Annotated in this window: 17 protein-coding genes and 2 pseudogenes; 7 read left to right on the top strand and 12 right to left on the bottom strand. The window is 58.9% G+C overall.

Annotated elements, in window-relative coordinates; translation table 11 throughout:
• Positions 1-45 precede the first annotated feature (45 nt).
• A complete protein-coding gene (locus ACODTO_RS02145; RefSeq protein WP_241801903.1) occupies positions 46-441 on the bottom strand; it encodes a winged helix-turn-helix transcriptional regulator in 396 nt (131 codons plus the stop codon).
• Between the two features lie 289 nt (positions 442-730).
• Here ACODTO_RS02145 and ACODTO_RS02140 point away from each other — a divergent pair, with 289 nt between their 5' ends.
• The 5 genes from ACODTO_RS02140 (at position 731) to ACODTO_RS02120 (ending at position 5,005) form a co-directional block, all read left to right on the top strand.
• Positions 731-1,459 carry an SDR family NAD(P)-dependent oxidoreductase gene (locus tag ACODTO_RS02140; protein WP_139642188.1) on the top strand — a complete coding sequence of 243 codons (729 nt, stop codon included), beginning with the start codon at positions 731-733 and terminating at the stop codon, positions 1,457-1,459.
• Positions 1,460-1,593: 134 nt separating this feature from the next.
• Complete coding sequence (locus ACODTO_RS02135; RefSeq protein WP_489105896.1) at positions 1,594-2,295, top strand: hypothetical protein; 702 nt, start codon at positions 1,594-1,596, stop codon at positions 2,293-2,295.
• A gap of 103 nt (positions 2,296-2,398) precedes the next feature.
• A complete protein-coding gene (gene gcvA / locus ACODTO_RS02130) occupies positions 2,399-3,304 on the top strand; it encodes a transcriptional regulator GcvA (protein WP_139642184.1) in 906 nt (301 codons plus the stop codon).
• Positions 3,305-3,379: 75 nt separating this feature from the next.
• Positions 3,380-4,207, top strand: a complete 828-nt coding sequence (locus ACODTO_RS02125) for an EamA family transporter (RefSeq protein WP_489105895.1) — start codon at positions 3,380-3,382, stop codon at positions 4,205-4,207.
• 36 nt (positions 4,208-4,243) lie between these two features.
• Entirely contained in the window at positions 4,244-5,005 is a 762-nt protein-coding gene (locus tag ACODTO_RS02120; protein WP_464711532.1) for an SDR family oxidoreductase, read from the top strand.
• A 76-nt stretch (positions 5,006-5,081) separates the two neighbouring features.
• Here the strand turns inward: ACODTO_RS02120 and ACODTO_RS02115 are convergent, their stop codons facing one another.
• Together ACODTO_RS02115 and ACODTO_RS02110 are read right to left on the bottom strand one after the other, a co-directional pair.
• On the bottom strand, positions 5,082-6,143 hold the full coding sequence (locus tag ACODTO_RS02115; RefSeq protein ID WP_489105894.1) for an HD domain-containing phosphohydrolase: 1,062 nt from the start codon (positions 6,141-6,143) through the stop codon (positions 5,082-5,084).
• Entirely contained in the window at positions 6,128-8,998 is a 2,871-nt protein-coding gene (locus ACODTO_RS02110) for an ATP-binding protein (protein WP_489105893.1), read from the bottom strand. The genes ACODTO_RS02115 and ACODTO_RS02110 overlap by 16 nt, the downstream gene beginning before the upstream one ends.
• Positions 8,999-9,265: 267 nt before the next feature.
• Between ACODTO_RS02110 and ACODTO_RS02105 the strand changes: the two genes are divergently transcribed.
• Positions 9,266-12,262, top strand: coding sequence for a sensor histidine kinase (locus ACODTO_RS02105; protein WP_489105892.1), 2,997 nt, complete (start codon positions 9,266-9,268; stop codon positions 12,260-12,262).
• Complete coding sequence (locus tag ACODTO_RS02100) at positions 12,259-12,888, top strand: response regulator (RefSeq protein WP_175361493.1); 630 nt, start codon at positions 12,259-12,261, stop codon at positions 12,886-12,888. The genes ACODTO_RS02105 and ACODTO_RS02100 overlap by 4 nt, the downstream gene beginning before the upstream one ends.
• A gap of 19 nt (positions 12,889-12,907) precedes the next feature.
• Here the strand turns inward: ACODTO_RS02100 and ACODTO_RS02095 are convergent, their stop codons facing one another.
• The 9 genes and pseudogenes from ACODTO_RS02095 to ACODTO_RS02055 all read right to left on the bottom strand — a co-directional run.
• Positions 12,908-13,417, bottom strand: a complete 510-nt coding sequence (locus ACODTO_RS02095) for a chemotaxis protein CheD (protein WP_489105891.1) — start codon at positions 13,415-13,417, stop codon at positions 12,908-12,910.
• A 1-nt stretch (position 13,418) separates the two neighbouring features.
• Positions 13,419-14,222 (bottom strand): CheR family methyltransferase, encoded by an 804-nt coding sequence (locus ACODTO_RS02090; protein ID WP_175361491.1) that lies wholly within the window; start codon positions 14,220-14,222, stop codon positions 13,419-13,421.
• Positions 14,219-14,743: a chemotaxis protein CheW gene (locus ACODTO_RS02085; protein WP_175361490.1), complete on the bottom strand. Its 525-nt coding sequence runs from the start codon at positions 14,741-14,743 to the stop codon at positions 14,219-14,221. Before ACODTO_RS02085 ends, ACODTO_RS02090 begins: the two co-directional genes overlap by 4 nt.
• A 75-nt stretch (positions 14,744-14,818) precedes the next feature.
• Entirely contained in the window at positions 14,819-15,331 is a 513-nt protein-coding gene (locus ACODTO_RS02080; protein ID WP_139642164.1) for a chemotaxis protein CheW, read from the bottom strand.
• Positions 15,332-15,334: 3 nt separating this feature from the next.
• Positions 15,335-16,993, bottom strand: a pseudogene (locus ACODTO_RS02075) (methyl-accepting chemotaxis protein); the annotation flags it as partial.
• A 753-nt stretch (positions 16,994-17,746) separates the two neighbouring features.
• Positions 17,747-19,876, bottom strand: a complete 2,130-nt coding sequence (locus ACODTO_RS02070) for a chemotaxis protein CheA (RefSeq protein ID WP_464711525.1) — start codon at positions 19,874-19,876, stop codon at positions 17,747-17,749.
• A 16-nt stretch (positions 19,877-19,892) separates the two neighbouring features.
• Entirely contained in the window at positions 19,893-20,210 is a 318-nt protein-coding gene (locus tag ACODTO_RS02065) for an STAS domain-containing protein (protein ID WP_139642157.1), read from the bottom strand.
• Between the two features lie 31 nt (positions 20,211-20,241).
• Positions 20,242-20,610, bottom strand: a complete 369-nt coding sequence (locus ACODTO_RS02060) for a response regulator (protein WP_139642155.1) — start codon at positions 20,608-20,610, stop codon at positions 20,242-20,244.
• 11 nt (positions 20,611-20,621) lie between these two features.
• Positions 20,622-21,224 (bottom strand): annotated as a pseudogene (locus ACODTO_RS02055) (methyl-accepting chemotaxis protein); the annotation flags it as partial.
• Positions 21,225-21,626: the final 402 nt, after the last annotated feature.

Below are 21,626 nucleotides of genomic sequence, written 5' to 3'. Positions count from 1 at the left end.
CTAGAAAACATTCTCATGACTTGCCCCAGGCCATGGCCTGATTCGTTATCGACGCTCATAAACGACACCTTGAACCAACACATGATCAGCTCGTGGCTCCTTGTCGAAGCTCTCTCGTGCTTCGGCAATGGCGGACAAGTTGTCGTTTGCCCAATTGACCAGGCCCAAAACCGGCTCCAATAGCGATCTGCCCAATACGGTCAGTTCGTAATCGACACGCGGTGGAATGGATGGATACATCGTCCGCGTAATCAGACCATCGCGCTCCAACCCACGCAACGTCAGCGTCAGCATGCGCTGGGAGATACCCGTGACATCGCGCTTCAGTTGGTTGAAGCGTTTTGCTCCGTTAGCCAGCATGGCAATGATGTACAGACTCCACTTGTCCCCTATGCGGTCCAGGAGCTGGCGGGTCGCTACACATCCGCCTTCTTCAGGCATGTGGGAGATCAAATCAATGTGCCTAGGTGACATAAATGTGCCTTCTTGTGGAGCCGTCGGTGGAACGATAGATTCCTGGGTACGGATCAGGAAGTAAGGAAATAATTCTTTCTAGGTTCTTATTTTATACCTTGGAACCTGCCAATGAGCCAGGCGTTACTTATCGCGTTCTGACCGATGTCGAGCGACTTCGGATCGAAGGCGCGGCTTTTGGTTCGGACACGGCCTAGTCCGTCATCACCGCAGCCGCGACGGCTGTAAAAACCCCGCTTAACAAAGAGATCCAGTTATGACTACTCGGAAAAAAACTATCGCCCTGTTTGGTGCTGGTAGCGGCCTCGGTGCATCCCTCGCAAAACGTTTCGCACGTGAGGGTTACCAGATTGCAATGGTTGCTCGACGCGCAGAAAAACTTCAGGAGCATGTCGCGGAACTGGTCAATGAGGGCCTGGAGGCTGCAGCATTTCCTGCAGACTTGAACGATCTCTCGGGTATTCCCGCACTCGTTCAGTCAATAGAAGACCGATTCGGCGGCATCGATGTAGCGGTGTATGCGCCAGTCGCCCCCAATATCGCGTTTGTGCCCGCTGCGAATCTTGACGCACAGACACTCCGGCCTTTCATGGACCTGTACACCTACGCGCCGATCCAAGTCGCGAACGCGGTTCTCCAAGGCCAACTTTCCAGAGGCGATGGCGCCATCGTCGTGGTCGGAGGGCTGACGGCTGTGCAGCCCATCGCAGGAATGTGCGGATTCGGACCCGCCATGGCCGCGGCACGCAACTACGTTCATACGCTTAATGCTGAGTTGGGCACAGCAGGAATCTACGCGGGCACCGTCATTATCGGAGCGTTGATTCAGCGCTCCGCCAGCTTCGCTTCATTGACAGCGGCAGGCGACCCCATTGTGACCGGATTCCCGGTGATCGACCCTGACGACATCGCAGAGGAGATCTGGACGATGGTTACCAAACGCGACCGTGTCGAGTCGCTCCTTCCAGCCATGTCCACCCTCTGACAGCGTCATAGGCAGGCAGGGGTAGACCTTGGGTGTCCCTCTGCCAAATGCGACTGACAGGTAGGCACTCATTCCCTTCCGGATTTTCGGGTACCCTACCCGCCAGTCGAATAGTTGATGCAAGGACGCCAATCGTGCGCTTGAACCGCTGGCGCTACACCCTGTTAGCGTGCCTGCTACCTCAGTGGAGCATGGCCAACACGCTACACATCGATCCTCGTGGCGAGCGCCTTTACCAGGAGGCGATTGCCCATCTGGCACAAGCGGATCGCAAGCTTGAAGCGGTCACTGCCGATACCCCTGCGACAAGCGCAGAGGAGAGAGAACGTTCCCTGACCCTGGCGCAAGAAGGCGGCGCACTGCTCAAGCCCGCCTTTACGCTGCTTGAACAAGCCGCGGCCCTTGATCATCCCGTAGCCCAGTATCGACTGGGACTTATCTACGTGATGCTGTCTCCAAGCGACGTGATCAAAGACAAAGCCTGCCCCTTGTTTGAACGGAGCCTCGCCCAAGGCTTCGCTCCGCCTGCACTTGAAATTGCATATTGGTGTTTGGCGTTCACCGATACGCCCCAGTACGAAACAGCCTTGCAGGCGCTGGAAACCAGCATGCCCCTCTACGAACACTATTTCCCGCAGCCAGTTGTCAGGCTTGAGTGCAGGCAAGAAGAACCGGTGGGCTTCGCCATGCAGTGGGGCGGCAGTCGAGACTACCAGGCCGAAATCTACCGACTGTTGGGCGACAACAATCGTGCACAGCGACTGGCGTACTACCAGAAGGCGCTCGATGTCAATGATTGCTACAAAGTCAAAAGACGCATGGCATACCTTAAGTAGTCCATTGCGGCACGATGCTGATCGACGCATCCCGACGATGCACTATCATGAACCGGCATTCATGACGCGCCCCGTTCTGACGACTCGCCGGGAAACCCTATCCATGAGAGATCTGCCGCCTACCGCTACATTGCGTGCCTTTGAAGTCGCCACCCGACATGCGACCTTTACCTCTGCCGCACACGAATTGCATGTCACTCAAAGCGCGGTCAGTCACCAGCTCAAGCACCTCGAAGCGCTTTGGGGATTGCAGCTGTTCGAGCGCGGCAAGTCATTAAGCCTTACCCCAGCGGGGGCTACACTGGCGCCCATCGTGAGGGAGTTCTTCATGAGCCTGGAGGCGACCCTGGCCGACCTGCGCGAGCAGAAAGGCAGGGTCCGGCTCGAGGTCAGCACCACGTATTCCTTTGCGCTGAAATGGCTACTGCCACGCTTGCCAAGTCTCTCTCGCCAGCATCCCGAGCTGTTGGTCTCGCTGGACACCACGGACAAGATCATCCACTTCTCCGACGCCCAGGCCGATGTCGCGATCCGGCTCGGCAAAGGCATCTACCCGGGCTTGTATTCAGAGTTCCTGTTCGGCGAACAGGTGTTTCCAGTGGCAAGCCCCGATCTGCTGCAGCGATACGGAACACCGCGCAACCCTGCCGAGCTGTTGCACTACCCGCTGCTGACCCGGGATGGCGCCGACCTGGTGCCAAAATGGGAGGCCTGGTTTCAAAAGGTCGGGCTGGAGTTTTTGCCGCTCAAGGAAAGCGTCAGGTTTGGCGATAGCAACATGACGGTCGAGGCCGCTTTACTCGGCCAGGGCGTCGCCCTGGTGCGCAGCGGGCATGTTGAAACCGAGATCAGCGATGGTCGCCTGGTGCGGCTGTTCGATGTGCCGTTCCCCTCCCCCCTTGCCTACTATTTTGTCTGTCCGAAAGGCACCGAATCGCAGCCACACATAGTCAACTTCCGCCAATGGCTGAACGGCGAGGCGCTGAAAGTCCAACGCGCCTATGCATGATGCATGAGCGTTTGCTCATGAAACGATGAGGAGACTTCGCTGTAGTTCGAGCCATCGGGCTGCATAAGATGGCGCATGCCAATCCATATCACCTTGCTGGTTCTTTTCGCCGCGCTCCTGCATGCCAGCTGGAATGCGTTGCTGCGTGGCGGCTCCGATCGGCTATGGTCGATGACGATCATGTGCATCGCCATCGCTATCGCCAGTGTCATCGCCGCGACGTTGATGGTGCCGCCGGCGGCGGCCAGCTGGGGCTACATGGTGCTCTCGGCACTGCTGCACGTCGGCTACAACCTGTTTCTCGTGCGCAGCTACCGGGTCGGCGACCTGGGACAGACCTATCCGATTTCCCGAGGATCGTCACCGGCGCTGATCACCCTCGGCGGCGCCGTCTTTGCCGGAGAACGCATCGCCCCCGGCACATTGCTGGGTATTGCGTTGGTATCAGTCGGAATCATTTCACTGGCCTTCAGGGGGCGCAAACTGTCTGTCCCGAGCCTGCCCTATGCCCTGGGAACCGGCTGCTTCATCGCCGCCTACAGCGTCACCGACGGCATCGGTACCCGGCTCTCCGGCGCCCCGCTCGCCTACACCGTATGGATGTGCGCCTTGTGGGGCTTGATGATGCCTGGGGTGTACATCGGCTTGCGCGACGCCCGCAGCTTATTCTGCCTCCGGCCCGGAATGCTGACCGCCGTGGTCGGCGGGCTGGTCTCTTTGCTGGCCTATGGAATTGTCATCTACGCCATGAACGAAGCGCCCTTGGGCGCGGTATCGGCATTGCGCGAAACCAGCGTGCTGTTTGCGGCGCTGATCGGCTCCGTGTTCCTCGGCGAAACACTTACCGCCCGCCGCGTCCTGGCGTGCGCGGTGATCGTCAGCGGCACCCTCATGATCGGTTGATACGCCATTTTCTCACCGCTACAAGAGGTACTCTCGATGGATAACGTCTCGCAGGCCCCGTTGATGCTGATCACCGGTGGTGGTCGCGGAGTGGGTGCCGCTACCGCGCGGCTAGCTGCCGCACGAGGTTACGACGTCGCGATCAGCTACGTAGCCAACGAGACCTCGGCGCTGGCCGTGGCGGCGGATGTGCAGGCAACGGGACGCCGGGCGTTGGCCATGCGGGCCGACAGTGCCGATCCCGAGCAAGTCGCCAAGTTGTTCGCAGCCATCGACCGCTCGTTCGGACGCATCGACGTACTGGTCAATAACGCCGGAGTGTTGTCCATTCAGTCGCGCCTGGAGGACCTTGGCTTCGAGCGCATGCAGCGCATCTTTGCGGTCAACGCCATCGGCCCGATGCTCTGTGCCCAACAGGCGGTGAAACGCATGTCCCACCGGCACAACGGCCCGGGGGGCGTCGTGATCAATGTTTCCTCGGCATCGGCGCGCCTCGGCAGCCCGAATGAATATGTCGACTACGCGGCATCGAAGGGGGCCCTGGAGACCTTCACCATCGGGCTGGCCAAGGAGGTGGCCCGGGAAGGGATACGCGTCAACGGTATTCGCCCCGGCCACATCTACACCGACATGCACGCCAGCGGCGGCGAGCCGGGGCGGGTCGATCGCGTCAAGGATACGATCCCCATGGGCCGAGGCGGTCAGCCGGAGGAAGTGGCGCGGGCCATTCTGTGGCTGGCCAGTGCGGAGGCGTCATTCGTTACCGGTACATTCCTCGACGTGACCGGGGGCAAGTAAGCGGTTGGCCAGGATTCGGCCAGCCGCTAAACCAGTCGTTCACCCATTCAGCGAGGAATACATTCGTCGATACGCTTCAGTCATTCCGCGCATCGGACAGGCGCAAGCGATCTATTTCGTCAAAGAGATTACAGAAAACGTCCACCAGGAAAGGGTCGAAATGAGTACCTGATTGCTCGATGACATAACGTCTCGAGCGTTCGGTGTCCCAAGCCTGTTTATAGGCGCGGGGCATCCTTATGGCGTCATACACATCACAGATGGCCACGATCCTTGCGGACAATGGGATCTCCTTGCCACGCAATCCCTGGGGATAGCCGGCGCCATCCCAACGCTCATGATGTGCCAAGGCAATTTCCGCGGCCAGATCCGTCAAGGGAGAGCCCTCGGGGTCATGCAGGATTTCGTAACCTATGCGGGCGTGGTCCTGCATGATGATCCGCTCTTGTGGTGTCAGCGCGCCAGGCTTTTGCAGAATGGCATCTTCAATACCGATTTTTCCAATATCGTGCATCGGCGCAGCCATCCTCATGAGCTCGCACCATTGCGCAGGCATGCCGATTGCCTTGGCCAACAAGGCAGCGGACTCGCCAATCCGAACGATATGGTGTCCCGTCTCATCGTCACGATAGCTGGCTGCCCGACTCAAGCTGCTACTGATCGCCCGGTAGCTGGACGCCAGCTGGAGCGTGCGCAACTCCACCTTGCGCTCCAGTTCACTATTGACGTCGCGCAGTAGCTTCGCGGCCTGCGCCAGTTCCAGGCAATTACGGACCCTGAGCAGCACTTCGGGCAGATCGATAGGTTTTGAAATGAAATCGTTGGCGCCCTTTTCCAGTCCTTTTCGCCTATTCTGCTGGTCGCTCAAGGCCGTTACGATGATGATCGGGGATTCGGTGCGGTCACGGGAACCAAGTCGGTCAAGGATCTCAAAGCCATCGGGTGCGGGCATGTCCAGGTCCAGCAACACCAGGTCCCAGGCATTCGAAAGCAGCCAGTCAAGTCCCTGTGCAGAGTCGTTGAATGTCGTGATGTTTGACAGGCCTACGGCCCGCAGACATGAATCCAGTAGCCGAAGATTGGTGGCCACATCATCGATGATCACGATCCTGCAGTGCGCATTTATTTTGGCAAACATGCGTCTGCCCTCCCCGTGGTGAGCGTCAAGACCAGACGACGAATACTCTGCGCCTCCAATGGAGCAGACACGATGGCCTGGCAGCCAAGGTGATCAACTGACACGTGATCGACGGCCCCACGAACCACGACGATCGATATGACAGACTTGGAGGCATCCATGCGCAGGCCGCTGAAAAAAGTGTCCAGCACGGACGCAGGGTCCGCCGTGGCGACGATCAATACGCTGACAGGCGTGGTGCCAAGCACGAGGCTGGCGTCGAGCAACGTATCGACCCGCTCCAACTGAAAGTCGCCGTTCAATGCTTCCCGGACCACTTGACCGTCCTTGGGGTTGTCACTCACCAACAGGACGCTCGGCAAGGCAATCGTCGAGACCATGGACGCGTTCCCGGGGGCAGGAAAGGCCGACGAGCACAGCTCGACCCAGAAGGTACTCCCCACTCCCATCTCACTTAAGAAGCCCATGGTGCCATGCATCAGAAGCGCCAGGTCTCGACACAGCACCAAGCCAATGCCGGTTCCCTGGATGGAAGAGTTCTCCTTACCCAGTCGCTGGAAGGGCTTGAAGAGCTCGCCCTGCAGAGCCGGGGAAATACCCGCTCCGGTATCCGTTACATAGAGTCGAAGCCTGGCTCCGTCGTCGACAACCACAGCCCCCAGCGTGATGTGCCCACCGGGCCGGTTGTACTTGATTGCATTGGATAACAGATTGATCAGGACCTGCTTGAGCCGACGCTTGTCCGCCCAGACATACCATGCATCCGGAGGCGGATTGATGTGCAAGGTCTGACCCTGCGCGCAGACTTGCTGCTGGACCATGTCAGCGCAATTGGATAACAGGCTTGCCACATGCACGGGTATGAGGTCCAGCAGGGGCTTCTCAGCCTGCAGGCTGGAGAGATCAAGCAGATCGTCGACCAACTGCATGAGGTGTTCACTGGCCTTGATGATTTCCTGCAGGTAGACCGTCTGTTCCGATTCCTGGGCAGGCAACTGCATGAGCCCCAGCTGGGCAAACCCGTAGATCGCATTCAATGGCGTACGCAGTTCATGGCTCATGCTGGAGATGAATTTGGACTTGGCAGTACTGGCGGCCTCCGCCTCCAGGGTCTTCTCTCGAAGATCCAACTGAGTCTGCTTGAGCGTCGTGATGTCGACACACGCCACGACCACGACACTGGAATCATCAAGCCGAGAGGGTTCCAGGGTGCGGCCCCGGCAAAGTATCCAGATCAACTCTCCATGCATGTCCTTGATCCGAAACTCGGCTTCCGGCGCCACGCTGGCACTGCCCCTGGCCTGTTCCAGGAACTGCGTGAAGCTCTGCCGGTCTTCAGCGGGGATGTTCTTCAGCAATGTCGCCATCGGCACCTCATTGGTGGCAAAGCCAAAGCGCTGACACAGGGCCCCCTTGAGAATGAAGCGACGCTGTTGCGGGTGGTATTCCCAGAGCCCTTCGGCAAAACTCTCCATGACCAACTCAAGGCGCTGCTGTGTGGAGCTGCGAATGAACTCGGCCTGGGCCAACTGCCTGCCCATGCCCAATGCATGGTTGGACATTGACCACAGTTCGGTGATGTCGGAAGGGCTTGCGGTCGGTTGCCAGTGGCCTCGACCGATCTCGCGCATCATGCGCGAAACCCCTTGCACCGGCTTGCTCAGTTGGCGGCTGAGGTCGCGTGTACGCCACCACATGAAGGCGAAGAACGCGGTATAGAACAGCACCAACCCCGCGACCAATAGATACCCCACCTCGCGGTAACGACTGGCAAGCAGATTGGTTTCCTGCATGACCGCCGCTTCGTCCACCACTGCCAGCAAGAGCCAGCCGGTAGAAGGAATACTGCTCCAGGCAACCAGATGAGGGCGTCCATTCAACGTCAGCGCAACGACACCCTCGGGATGGCCGGGTAGATTCTGGTTGAGGCTGGCGAGGTCCGGATGACGCGTAAGGTTCAAATCCGACGATTGCAAGCGCTCGCGATCAACCGGCTCGCCAGCAGGTTGGTTCTCGGCGGTTAGCAGGGAAAAATCACGTTGCCCCGCCTTGGGTACGGCCATGACATCGAGCTTGCTGTTGAGCAGCATCAGGTAGCCATTCCAAGGCATCTTCAACTGTTCTATTCGCTTCAAGATGCCATCCACGGTGACATCGACGCCGGCGACGCCCTCGAGGAAATCCCCGCTGTAAACCGGTGCAATGGCAGACATCATCCATCCCTGACCGGCGGGATCCAGATAGACATCCGTCCAGACTATTTTTTTGTCAGGATTATGTTTTGCATCGGCCAGGTAGTAGAAGTTGTATTGGGTGATGTCCATATCATGCGGGTATTGCTCGAGCGTATTGAACCAGGGATAAATCCGGTTATAGCTGTCCCAACTATTGAAATAGATGCTGGCAATCAAAGGATCTCCGTCCTTCAACTGCTTCATCATGAAATCCTGATTCGCCAGCAGGGATATCTTGTAGAGGTCCTGCTTTTGCGGCGGAGTGACATTGGAATAGAACGAGGCGGACGTCCCGTCGTTTACTGCGCTGTAACGGACGCCGTCGGCACTCATTGACAAAGATGCCGCTATCCGAGGCTGGTCCTCGGTGAGTTCATGTTCCGTGGACTTGGCATAGAGACTGATCGCTTTGTGAATCTGCTCCAACTGCCCTTGCACCAACAGGGCATTTTGTTGAACCGATACTTGTATGTCTCGTGTCGCACTTTGGTGCAGGTATTCGATCTGGGAGCGTCGAATGGACTGGTTGGTCATGAAATAGGTGGTGATCAGCACACCTTCCACCAAGACGAGCGGCAACAGACTGGTACTGGCAAACGCCCGCCAGATCCATCTGCGCAAACTGACCCTTTTCCTTGGCGCTGCTTGCATAGGCACCCTCGTTGCTTAGGCTGCACACTTGATGTCACAATAATATCATTGTGGTCTCATCCTTGATTTCTGTCCAAGAGAATTCCTGCCCACGTCGCCGCCGGCGGGTCCCATTTTGCAGATATACACCAAGCGCTCATCAGAAACAGCAGGTAATCCAGAGACCATAGTCGAACACTGGATTTCAGCTCAAAAACTTAAGCTATGCTCAGGAACGTGTTACCAGAGGATGGGCGAATGGACTCAGCCATTGCGGTAGCGACACGGTTTACGCAGGACGCGGTTGACGTGGGAGTCTTGTTGCTCGACGCCCAGGGGGCGCTACTCATCATGGATGATTGCGCCAGCGGGCTGCTTGGGCTCAGCGAAAGCGCCGCCTCCCTCGTTCCCTCCTGCGCCTTGTTCTCTCTCAAGCCGCTGACCTTTGAACAGCACCTCACCCATGCCCGACTCAAGGGAAACTGGCATTTCGAAAGTCTGTCGACCGGTGGCGACACGCTGAGTGTAAAGCTGGACTACAACGCCCAGAAATCCACGTACCTGGTAAAAATCCGCCGCACCGAACACATCCCCATTGCTGAACAGGATTATCGCCTGGCGTTCGACTCCGCCGGTACGGGCTTGGCCTTACTGCGCATGAACGGTGAATGGATCGCTGCCAATCGGATGCTGTGCCAGATGCTTGGCTACACCGAAGAAGAGCTTCGCGCCACGTCGTTCCAGCGCTTGACTCATCCGGACGATGCCGATGTCAGCAAGGACGACCTGCACAGGCTCATCCAGGGACAACGCACGAGCCTGACCCTGGAAAAACGCTACATCCGTAAAGACGGCAGCATCCTCTGGGCACGATTGACAGTCGGCGTCGCCCGTAACCACGATGCCGAGGCGCTTTACTTTGTGTCGCAGCTCGAAGACATCAGCGAGCATCTCGCCTTGCGCCAGGCATTGCTCAATAACGAAAAGAAATACCTGTTACTGGCCAAGAATTCACAGAACATCATCCTTCGCTATAACCGGCTTGGACAGCAGATCTATGCCAATCCCGAGCTTGAACGCGCCCGAAGCTTTCCCAACACTCACATCACGGAACGTACCTCGACGGCCGATCCGCTCGATGAATACTTTGGCACGCAGGTAAAACTCACCTTATCGACCGGCGTGGCAAACACCTTCCTGCTGGAAAGCAGGGATTCGTATTCCGGTCGCTCCGTGGACTACCTGTGCAATCTGACGCCGGAGCACGACGAAACGGGCGAGCTGTGCGGGGTGCTGGTCACAGCCCAGGATGTCAGCGCGCTGCGCCGGCAGGAGCGCGCCGAAAATGCGCGCTCGGCCATTTTCCAGAAGATGGTCACCAACGACACGTTGATCGAGGTGCTACCGCTGCTCAGCACCTACCTGAAGATCCTGACACCCGACTTTGGTAACGCCATGGCTTTCAAGGCAGTGCCTGGCGACGATCCGCTTCGGGCGCCTCCCGTAGACGCCTCCTGGATCGAGACCTGCCTGGCCGAGGACCTCGATCGCCATCCCGAGTTGTTCGAACACCCTCACTTCCTAGCAGACTTGAAAAGCAGTGCCCCTGCTCTCGCGTTCTGCCAGCCCGCCGTGCAGGCAGGTTATCGAGGTTGTTGGGTAGAACCGGTGATCGATAAGAATGGCATCGCGATGGGAGCCATCCTGTTGCTCGTCAGCGGTGAAGCCCAACTGAGCGAGCAGGACCGCAAGCATGCTCGAATGGCCAGCCATATCGGTGCCATTGCGTGGGAACGCCGTTCAGCTCACAGCCACCTGGCCCAGAGCGAACGTCGTTATCGCGAAGTCTTCGACCACTCGCAAGACATGCTTTGCCTGCTCGCCGTGGATGCCGAGCAACAGTTGAGTTGCCTGGAGGCCAATCCCAAGCTGTGCGAGATGCTCGCCAAGCGTCATTCGGACATGATCGGTCAACCGTTGGGCCAGTGTCTGGAAAAAGATGCCGCCAATATCGTCGAGGCTATCTGCCTGCACTGCATTGCCGTGGGTGCCCCCATCGAGCTGGATGCACACCTGCCCTGCGGTCAGCGCTCACTCGTTGTGCACTTCAACCTGGTGCCCGTGGCTGATCCCAATGGACGCCTGCATCGCCTGGTTTGCATTGCTCGCAACATCACCGATATCCGGGAAGCCCAGCGCAACGAACTGGCCCGGCAACAGGAAATCGGCACGTTGGTTGAAAACTCTCCGGACGGCATTGCGCGACTGAGTCCGACGGGAGAACTGTTGTTCGTCAATCCGGCCCTGGAAGCCTGGTTGGATCGCCCGCTCAGCGACTTGCTGCACAGGGATCTACTCGAAATCCTGCCGAAGAACCTGCAAAGCCAATTGTTCCGTGAAGCGGTTATCGAGGCCGTCGAAAAGGGCCAGCCCCTGGAGCACGAATACGCGCTCACCGCGCAACATCGACTGCAACGCGTTTATCACATCAGTCTCGTTCCAGAGCAGAACATCCAGGGGAAAATTGCCACTGTGTTGGCTGTCGTTCGGGATATTTCGCAGCTGCGCCTGGCGGAAATGCGCCTGGCATCGCTCAACAAGCAACTGCGCCAGTTGATGTCCAGTCGTGAGAGTGCGCGGGAAGAGGAACGCAAGCTGATTGCACAGGAAATCCACGATGAGCTTGGACAACATCTGACCGCCATACGCATGGGCACTTCGCTGCTGCGCTTCCAATACGCGGAGCAATTGCCCCAGCTCACCGAACAAGTTGCACGCCTGCTGCAACTGATCGACCAAACGGTGCAGGTGGTCAGGAACATCTCCACCAGCCTGCGTCCTTCCATCCTCAACATGGGCATCGTCGCGTCATTGGAGTGGCTGACCGACACGTTCAGACAGCAATGGGGCATCGACTGCAACCTGGAGATCCATCCGCAGAAAATCTGCCTGGACGATGCCAGTGCCACAGCGGCATTTCGAATCGCCCAGGAGTCGCTGACCAACATTGCCCGGCACGCCGACGCGACTCGGGTCAATATCGCGTTCGAGCAAAGCGATAATGGTTGGTCGCTGGAGATCGCCGACAACGGCAAAGGGTTTGAACAACGTGACCAATCCTCCAAGACCCTCGGCTTGCTGGGAATGCGCGAACGAGGCCTGACCTTGGGAGGCACCACCACCATATCCAGCAGCATTGGCAGCGGCACGACCGTTCAACTGCGTGTACCTGCTTCAAGGAGTCAAGACTCATGATCCGTTTAATGGTGGCCGACGATCACACGATCATGCGCGAAGGCCTCAAGCAATTGTTCGCGCTGGTAAAGGATTTTTCCGTGGTGGCGGAAGCGGAGAATGGTGCCCAGGTTCTGGAGTTGTTGCGCCATACCGATGTCGACGTACTACTGCTGGACATGACCATGCCCGGCGCCAGTGGCGAGGACTTGATCGGTCGCATCCACGCCCATTACCCCAAGCTGCCGATGCTCATCCTGAGCATGCACAACGAAGCTCACATCGCCCAACGCGCGCTGCGCGCCGGAGCCTCGGGCTACATGACCAAGGACCGCGAGCCGGAAGCGCTACTGGCGGCCATTCGCAAGGTGAGCACCGGCGCACGCTACCTCGATCCGCAACTGGCCGAACAGATCGCACTCCAGAGCAGCGGTGTGACGCCCGACAACGCCTCGCAAAGCCTGACTTCACGGGAATTCCAAATCCTGCGCATGCTGGCTCAAGGGCTGAGCGTCAACCAGATCGCCGAGCAACTGGTGATCAGCAACAAAACCGTCAGCACTCACAAGACTCGGTTAATGGAAAAGATGTGCTTCGCCACCAACACCGACCTGGTGCGCTACGCCTTGAATGAAGGGCTGGTCTGAAACGATGGACTCGATTGCCTCAGGCATGACGCTTGGGTGATTCGAATACCTTGAGCGCAGAATCGCCATGATGGAGTTGCAGACGTCCGGTGCCTACATCGAACACCAGGTGGCGATGCCCGCAGCCGCCTACGTGATAGACCCGGCATTGCAACCCATGGGCCTGGATCAGGCTCCTGGCGGCATCGATGTTCTGCTGGCCAATCCCGATGTCGTTGCAGCGTTTCACCCCGGGAAACATGTCAGCCCCGCCAAAAAGGCTCACCTCGAACTGATCGGGCCGAGCCCCCGTCCGATGAATGCATTCGAACAACAGCGCCAACGCATCCGCAGCATAACGACCGTTAAGGCTTCCCACGTCGCGCCGCCCTCGCCGAGGCAACATGTAATGACACATGCCGCCCAACAAGCGTTGCGGATGCCAGAACACCAGTGCCACGCAAGACCCGAGCACAGTGCACAAACGCATCTGGCGCCCTCCAAACGCCACGTCACCAGGCTGCAGGAAGTATTCGATCACCCGAGCCATCTCAAGCACCCGGTTTGCGGTAGATGGAAGGTTTGACCAATTGCAATTCTTCGGTGATGCCATTCAGGCTTTCTGAGTGGCTCACGATGAAGTAGCCGCCTGGCCTCAGGTGCTTGCTCAGGCGTTTCACCACCTCGGACTTGGTGTGGTTATCGAAATAGATCATCACATTGCGCAAGAAAATCACGTCGAACTGCCCCACCGAGGGCAGCGAATTGTTCAAGTTGATCGACGTGAAGGTAATACGTGACGCCAGCGCTCGATCAACCATGAAAATGCCATTGTTGCTGCCCACGCCCCTCAGGCAGTACTTGTTCAACAGCGCCTCGGGAATGCCACGGATACCGTCCAGTGGGTAACGGCCGCACTGGGCTTTCTCCAGCACCCGGGTGCTGATGTCGGACGCGAGGATCTCCCATGGCCGGGTGCCTAGGCTGTCGGCCAAGACCATGGCCAGGGTGTAGGGCTCCTCTCCCGTGGAGCAGGCACCACTCCAGATGCGCACCGGACCATTGCCGCGAAGCTCGGGGAGCACTGCGTCACGCAGGAACTCGAAATGCTTGGGTTCGCGGAAAAAGTAGGTTTCGTTGGTGGTCAGCAGGTCCACCGCCATTTGCAACTCGGTCCGGTCTTTCATCAGCAAGCGGTAATAGCTGCCGTAGGTGGTCAAGTTGAAAAACTGCAAGCGCTTGGCCAGGCGGCCGCTGACCAATTGCTTCTTGGCAGCGGACAAGCTGATCCCGGCAATTTCGTGAATCATTGCCCGGAACTGCTGGAACTCGTTGTCGGAGAGAACGACATTCATGGTTTCAGCTCGCCTGCATCAATGTCCGAATGGTCTAGCGCCGTCCAGTCATCGCTATTGAGCAGGTGCTCGATGTCCAGCAACAGAACGAAATGGTCGCTGAGTTTGCCAATCCCCACTACAAACGCGGGGCTAAGGCGTCCCTGGAGCGCCGGTGCCGGCTCGATCTGCTCGGCCGGTATCTCCAGCACTTCGCTGACCGCGTCCACAATGATGCCCACCAGGCCTGCGACGCCGCTGCCACGGACCTCCAGCATGACGATACAGGTGCGTGGGTTTTCCAGGGTCGGCGCACCGCCAAAACACAGGCCAAGGTCCAGCACGGGAATGGCCGCCCCGCGCAGATTGGTGATGCCTCGCACCGTCGGCGGCGCCATTGGCAACGGGGTTATCAGACCGTATTCGACAATCTCCCGTACGCACAGGGTGCCTACCGCAAACATCTCCCGGCCCACGCTAAAGGTCAGGTACTGTGGCGCTGCCGTCCCTGGGGTCGGCAGGCGCGAGGCGGATATGGACATGGTTCACTCCTCGGGATCCGCCGTAGAGGGCAGCATCCATCTCAAGACAACGTTGGCACGCCTGATCGCTACCGATTAGTGCAACTGGTTGGCGATCTCGTTGACACACAGCACCTGGTCGATCTGAAGCACGGTCAGGAAGGTTCCTCGCACCTTGACCATCCCTCGAATGAAGTCTTCACGGATCCGGTTGCCGATCGCTGGAGCGGCCTTGATGTCGGCCAGGTCGATCTCCATCACCTCCCCGACCGAGTCGACGACGATGCCCAACACTTGCGGCTCGTCCTCCTGCACCAGCTCCAGGATAACGATGCAGGTCCTGATACCTTGCTGCGTGGCGCCCTTGCTAAAGCGCGCCTGCAGATCGATCACCGGTACCACCGAACCGCGCAGGTTGATCACCCCCCGGATAAAATCCGGCATCATCGGCACGCTTGTGACCTGGCCGTACTCGATGATCTCCCGCACGCATAAGGTGTCGATCGCATAGACATCTCTGGCGGACACGAACGTCAGGAACTGCAGGAACTCACTGTCGCTCGGACTCTGCGGCACTTGCTCGAAATGGCTCAAGACTGCAGGTTCCATGGCTCAACTCCCGAAGCGAATGAAACCGCCTTCCTGGGCATGCTCACTGCTTTGCATGCTACCCAGGCTGGAAGAAGCGGCCCGCGGTACGGCAGACACCGCAGCCCGACCGTGCAGGGTGAAGAACCCCATCAATTCCTGCAGTTGCTCGGCCTGGCTGCTCATTTCTTCGGCGGTGGCGGCCAGTTCCTCGGAGGCCGAGGCGTTTTGCTGGGTGATCTGGCTCATCTGCGACATGGCGGTATTGATCTGCTCCGAGCCGATGGATTGTTCTTCAGAAGCCGCGGAAATCTCTTGGACCAAATCGGAGGTCTTGGTAATCGAGGGTACGATTTCATCCAGCAGATTGCCGGCCCGCTCAGCCAGGGCGACACTGCTCTTGGCCACCTGGCCTATTTCCTGTGCCGCGACCTGGCTGCGTTCGGCGAGTTTGCGCACCTCGGCGGCAACCACCGCAAAGCCCTTGCCGTGCTCGCCGGCACGGGCCGCTTCGATGGCGGCGTTGAGCGCCAACAGATTCGTCTGGTAGGCAATCGAATCGACGATCCCGATCTTCTCGGCGATGGTTTTCATGGCCGAAACGGTGTCCTTGACCGCCTGCCCGCCCTCACTCGCTTCCCTGCTCGCCTTGCCGGCCATGCCATCGGTCACTTTGGCATTCTCGGTGTTCTGGGAGATCGACGCTGACATCTGCTCCATCGACGCCGACGTCTCTTCAACCGATGCAGCCTGTATCGAAGCCGCCTGGCTGATGCTTTGGGCCGTGGCGGAAATTTCTTCCGAGGCGCTGGACAGCGAGTCAGCGGAGCTGCGCACCTCACCAATGATCTGCGAGAGCTTGCCCACCGTTTCGTTGACCGCGTGCTTCAGGTCTTGCAGGCTGCCCTGGTAATCACCCTTGACGCTGCGAGTCAGATCGCCATTGGACAGCGCCACCATGACCTCCATCGCCTCGCTGAGCGGGGCAACGATCGAGTCCAGCGTGCTGTTGATCCCAGCCACTATCCGGCGGAAATCCCCTTGATGGCGGGTACTGTCCGCCCGGGTGTCGAGCTTGCCGATCATGGCGTTCTCACTCAGCATCTGGGTGTCTTCGATCAGCGCCTGGATGTTGCTGCGCAGTTGTTCGATGTTGTCGTTGATAAAAGCTTTCTTGCCGGGGAAGCGGGCCAATGGTGCCGACAGATCCCCTTCGCCGAAGGAGCGTATGCACGCCATGGCTTGTTTTTTCACGCTGATATGGCCATTGACCATGTCGTTGATACCCTGGGCGATCTGACGGTACGAGCCCTGGAATCGCTGGACGTCGATCTGCACATCAATGTCGCCTTTCTCATGTTCGTCCGACATGTGACGCATCTCTTCGATCAACGCCATGATGGTGCTGCGAAGATGCTCGATGGTGACGTTGATGAAGGCTTTCTTGCCGGGGAACGCTTGCAGCGGGGCCTGCAGATCGCCTTCGCTGATCGACTTGATACAGGCCATGGCTTGCTTCTTGACGCTGATATGCCCGCTGACCATATCGTTGATGCCTTGGGCCATCAGCCCATAGCTGCCAGCAAAGCGTGCCGCATCGATCTGCACATCGATGTCGCCTTTGTCGTGCTCCGCGGACATGTGATTCATTTCGCCGATCAACTGATTCAAAGTCCCGCTCAGACGGTCCATGGTCCCCATCAGTCCGGTACGTTCAAGACCATGGTTGCCGCCCTGCACGTCCAACTGACCGGCCACGAATCGCTCGGCCAGCAGCCGTACATCGTCGGGTTCACCCCCCAACGTGCTGAGCAACCGGCGTACCAGGAAGAAGCCGATCAGGCCGATCACCAGCAAGGTGGCGCCGCCGACCAAGGTTATGCTGTAGATCGCCGTCCGTTCGGTCGAGGCCGCGATCGCCGCGCCTTTACTTCCCAGGTCCAGGTTGTACTGACGGATATCAGCCAAGGCGGAAGTCACCTTTTCACGCGTCACTTCCAAGTCGACCAACAGACTGCGGGCTTCCGGGGCTGCATTCCTGAGGGCGTTGTCGAAACGCTCCACGCCCCGATTGTATTCATTGACCGTGCTGCGCAAGGCGCTGAGCAGCGCTGCATCACGATCGTCGGAGATGAACGCTTTCTGATAGCGATCCAGTGCCTGGAGCACCGATTCCTTATCGCTCTGCCGAGGACTGCCGGCAGGTCCGGACAGGTTCTGCCATTGCCGGCTGTGGTCGTCCGCCAGGGACAAGGCCACTTCATCCAGCAACTGCAGGCTGGGCACCGTATTGACTTGCGCATAGCTGGCAGTGGTCCTGACCCCGCCCATCAGATAAAGACAGAGGCCGACCAGGATCAGGATGCCCAACAGAGCTGAGGCGACCAGCAGCGAGATATTTTTCTTGACGGTCATGATGCTGTACTCCAGGGAAAACTATTGAGTCAATTCAGGGCTGAGGAGCGTGCCGTGCGACTGCTGGCTGGCGACTTGCCCTAGTAGTTTGGGAATATCCAGGATCAACGCTACTGCTCCGTTCCCCAGGATGGTGAAGCCGCCCAGTCCATGAGCTGTACCGAAAATCTTGCCCAACGGCTTGATCACCGTCTGGAATTCCCCCAGTAATTGATCGACCACCAGGCCTACCCGCATCCCGGCGTAATGCACGACCACAATGTTTTCACGGCCATGATTAGGCTCATCGATGGCAAACATCTCGCGCAGGCGCAGGACTGGAAGTACCGAGCCTCGCAAGTCCAGGAAATCCTGGTGGCTGCAGTCGTCCGTCGAAAGCTCGATGCACTCCTCGACCAGGTCCAGCGGCACGACATAAGAGGCACTGCCCACACCGATCAGGAAGCCATCGATGATGGCCAGGGTCAGCGGCAGGCGGATACGCACCGTGGTCCCCACCCCCTCCTCGCTTTCCAGATTGACCGAGCCTCGCAGGGCGACGATGTTCCGCTTGACCACGTCCATCCCCACCCCGCGCCCGGACAGGTTGCTGACCTGATCGGCGGTGGAAAAACCGGGTTCGAAAATCAGATTGAGAATGTCGCCGTCAGCCAACTGTTGCCCTTCGACAATCAGTCCACGCTCCATTGCCTTGGCAAGGATGCGTTGCTTGTTCAGGCCACCGCCGTCGTCACTGACTTCAATGACGATACTGTTTGCCTCGTGATAGGCGTTGAGGCGAACCGTACCCTGCTCCGGCTTGCCGCGGGCGCGGCGCAGTTGCGAGGGTTCGATGCCGTGGTCCATGGCATTGCGCACCAGGTGGGTCAGGGGATCGCCTATGCGTTCGACCACGGTCTTGTCCAGCTCGGTCTCCGCCCCAAGCACCTGCAAGGCGATGTCCTTGCCCAATTCCTTGGATACATCGCGCACCACCCGCTGGAAGCGGTTGAAGGTGCCGCCGATCTGCACCATTCGCAGGGTCAGGGCACAGTCGCGCACCTCCTCGACAAGACGCGAGAGCGAGCTGGTCGATTCGATCAGCTCGCCAATTCCGCTCTGGATGGCCCCCAGATGGGCACCGGCACCGGCGATGATCAGCTCGCCCACCAGGTTGATCAATTGATCCAGCTTGCCCGCGTCGACGCGAATCAGATTGCCTTCGGCTGGACGCGCCTCCTTCGCCCCCCGGCTCTTGCCCGCATCGTCGCGAGCCACCTGGTCTGGCGCCGCGGGAGGCATCGCGACGGTCGCCGAATCAGTCGAGGCCGGACTCGCCAGCCAACCTTCACGAGTCACGGAGCCACAGGCGATAAAGGCCTCGATCATGGCATCGGGTTCAGCGTCGAGGCGGCCAATCAGGGCCCGGAAACCGGTCAGGTCGCCATTGCACGGCAGCACGCAGATCTGGCTACCCTCGCGGACGAAGTCGAAGGCACCTTCGATGATCGCCTGGTCGGCGTCACTGACAAACCCAAGCTCAAACCCCAGGTAACAGGTTTCCGGCTCCATGGTCGAGATATCCGGCATGCCATCGGTGATGCACACGACCGCGCTGACTTGACCGAAGGTGTTGAGGTAGCGCAGCAACGACAGCGGGTCCATACCGTTGCGCAGGACGTCGGGGGAAAGGCGCAGAGACAAGTGCCAACGCGCGGAACACGCCGGTTGCGCCGGCTCAGCCGTTGCCAGGGGCTGCACCGCCTCGTGACGGTGCTCCAGGTAGCCGTTCAGACGCTCCACCAACGCCGCCCCCTGCCGTTCATGCTCGGCGGTCATGCCTTGCAGGTCGCCGTGGCAGTCCAGCAAGTCAATCAGCGTGCACAGGTGGTCTCGCACTTCCAGGAACAAGGCACTCAGCGACTCGTCCACCCGCAGTTCATGGCCACGGACCCGATCCAGCACGCTTTCGGCCACATGGGTAAAAGCAACGATCGGCGTGAAGCCGAACAGGCCGGCAGAACCTTTGATGGTATGGGCGACGCGAAACAGCGCATTGATTGTGTCGGCATCATCCGGCGTCTGTTCGACCTGCAACAGGGCATCTTCCATCAGGAGCAGCAGCTCCTGGCTTTCGGCGATGAACGTCCGTAGCACGTCGTCCAGATTCATGGGCGAACTCATGGTTTCAACCTCTCTGCTGACGAGTCGGAGCCGACTCGTCGAAAAAGCTGTGCAATCCACTCATGTCCAGTGCATCCAGCACGGCTGTGCTGGGATTGCTCAGCAGCAGGCTGGAGCCATGGCGCAGTGACTCCTGTTTGATCAGCACCAGTAGCTGGAGTCCGGCGGTATCCATTTCGTCCACGCCGCCCAGATCCATCTCGACCTCCTGAGCCAGGGGAAACAGCTCCAGCAACAGGTCTTTGCGTTCGGTGGCGGTGTAAATGGTCAGGGGTCCTTCGAGAACCAGGATTCGACGCAGACTTGCGGTGGTATTCGTCATGACAATCTCCTTTCCAGGGACTCTGGCGGCGCTACGGCATGATCAGTTTGGAGACGGCCGCAAGCATCTGAGCCGGTTGGAAGGGCTTGACCATCCAGGCCTTGGCGCCGACGGCCTGGCCCTGTTGCTTCATGCCATCTCCGGTCTCGGTGGTCAGCATGATCACCGGCGTGAACTTGTAGGCCGGCAGTTGTTTGGCGGCCTTGACGAAGCTCAGGCCGTCCATGTTCGGCATGTTCACGTCGCTCACAATCAAATGGATCTTGCGTCCGTCGAGCTTGGTCAGCGCGTCGCGACCGTCGACACCTTCGATGACTTCGTATCCAGCGCCTTTCAAGGTGATGCTCACCACTTGGCGAATGGAGGCAGAGTCATCGACAATCAGGATGGTTTTGCCCATGGGGGAAACTCCTAGAAAAAAGTGATCTCGGATGAAGTGCTGCTCACCACAGGCTTACCGTGATGGATCGCGTGCTGTTCAGGCATGGTGTAGGTGCTTGCCAATTCCTCGAGCCAGGTGTTCGCGATGATCGGCGCTGGCGTGCCACCGGCGAGTGCGAGTTGCTGGCGCTCGACGAGATGCCCGTGCAGCTTGAGCAGATCGTTGTTGACCAGCGAAAGCATCTGGCCCACTCGATCCTGGAATTGCAAAGCGACCAGCACCCCCGATATTTCGGTGGCAACGTTTTCGCTCTGCTGCTGAAGACTGCTGCTGGTATCGACGATGGCCTGGGCGTTGTGCCGGAAGTGCTCGATCACCTGGGACACCAGTTGTTCTGAGTGAGCCAGGGTTTGTGAGTCCTGCTGTGCCTGGTACCGAGAAAGCTCGACAGTGCGGGAGATGGCGGCATTGACGGTGTTGACCGTTTCGCTGATTTTCTGCCCCGTCTGCCCGGAGAGGCTGGACAGCTTGCGCACTTCATCCGCCACGACCGCGAAGCCGCGACCGGCATCGCCTGCCCGAGCCGCTTCAATGGCGGCATTGAGCGCCAGCAGATTGGTTTGCCGGGCAATGTCACCGACGAACTGGGCCATCTCCTGCAGTTGGGAAGTGAAGTCGGAAAGGAGCAATACCTCTTTGAGCTCCGACTCCTTGCGCAACAGCGCATCGCGCAGGGCTACCATGATCGAATCCAGGTCCCGCTGGCCCACTTCAAGTATGTCCAGCAGCCGTGCTCCCGAACGCTGGCCGGCGCCCTGGGAGGCAGATGCACTGATGTCCCCCGACAACGTCGCGAATCGGCTACTCAGCTTGAAAATCGATTCTTCACTGAGGATCCGTGCGGCATCGATCTGGTGGCTCCAGATCGGCAGTACCTGCGCGCACACTTCGCCCAACCCATCATCAGGTGAGGCGGTCGAAGAAAACCGAGATGGCTGATCGTCGCCTTGTCCGGCGCATTGCCGGGCGCTCAA

The organism is Pseudomonas sp. FG13 (assembly GCF_057809755.1).
The sequence above is the reverse complement of the archived record's forward strand: the minus strand, read 5'-3'. Positions and strand labels throughout refer to the sequence as shown.

What these genes read in the sequence shown, in the direction of transcription:
- ACODTO_RS02065 (WP_139642157.1), bottom strand. Translation starts at nt 20,210, where the DNA reads ATGACGAATACCACCGCAAGTCTGCGTCGAATCCTGGTTCTCGAAGGA.
- ACODTO_RS02105 (WP_489105892.1), top strand. Translation starts at nt 9,266, where the DNA reads ATGGACTCAGCCATTGCGGTAGCGACACGGTTTACGCAGGACGCGGTT.
- ACODTO_RS02145 (WP_241801903.1), bottom strand. Translation starts at nt 441, where the DNA reads ATGCCTGAAGAAGGCGGATGTGTAGCGACCCGCCAGCTCCTGGACCGC.
- gcvA (WP_139642184.1), top strand. Translation starts at nt 2,399, where the DNA reads ATGAGAGATCTGCCGCCTACCGCTACATTGCGTGCCTTTGAAGTCGCC.
- ACODTO_RS02060 (WP_139642155.1), bottom strand. Translation starts at nt 20,610, where the DNA reads ATGGGCAAAACCATCCTGATTGTCGATGACTCTGCCTCCATTCGCCAA.
- ACODTO_RS02115 (WP_489105894.1), bottom strand. Translation starts at nt 6,143, where the DNA reads ATGTTTGCCAAAATAAATGCGCACTGCAGGATCGTGATCATCGATGAT.
- ACODTO_RS02085 (WP_175361490.1), bottom strand. Translation starts at nt 14,743, where the DNA reads ATGTCCATATCCGCCTCGCGCCTGCCGACCCCAGGGACGGCAGCGCCA.
- ACODTO_RS02080 (WP_139642164.1), bottom strand. Translation starts at nt 15,331, where the DNA reads ATGGAACCTGCAGTCTTGAGCCATTTCGAGCAAGTGCCGCAGAGTCCG.
- ACODTO_RS02140 (WP_139642188.1), top strand. Translation starts at nt 731, where the DNA reads ATGACTACTCGGAAAAAAACTATCGCCCTGTTTGGTGCTGGTAGCGGC.
- ACODTO_RS02070 (WP_464711525.1), bottom strand. Translation starts at nt 19,876, where the DNA reads ATGAATCTGGACGACGTGCTACGGACGTTCATCGCCGAAAGCCAGGAG.
- ACODTO_RS02095 (WP_489105891.1), bottom strand. Translation starts at nt 13,417, where the DNA reads ATGGCTCGGGTGATCGAATACTTCCTGCAGCCTGGTGACGTGGCGTTT.
- ACODTO_RS02125 (WP_489105895.1), top strand. Translation starts at nt 3,380, where the DNA reads ATGCCAATCCATATCACCTTGCTGGTTCTTTTCGCCGCGCTCCTGCAT.
- ACODTO_RS02090 (WP_175361491.1), bottom strand. Translation starts at nt 14,222, where the DNA reads ATGAATGTCGTTCTCTCCGACAACGAGTTCCAGCAGTTCCGGGCAATG.
- ACODTO_RS02100 (WP_175361493.1), top strand. Translation starts at nt 12,259, where the DNA reads ATGATCCGTTTAATGGTGGCCGACGATCACACGATCATGCGCGAAGGC.
- ACODTO_RS02120 (WP_464711532.1), top strand. Translation starts at nt 4,244, where the DNA reads ATGGATAACGTCTCGCAGGCCCCGTTGATGCTGATCACCGGTGGTGGT.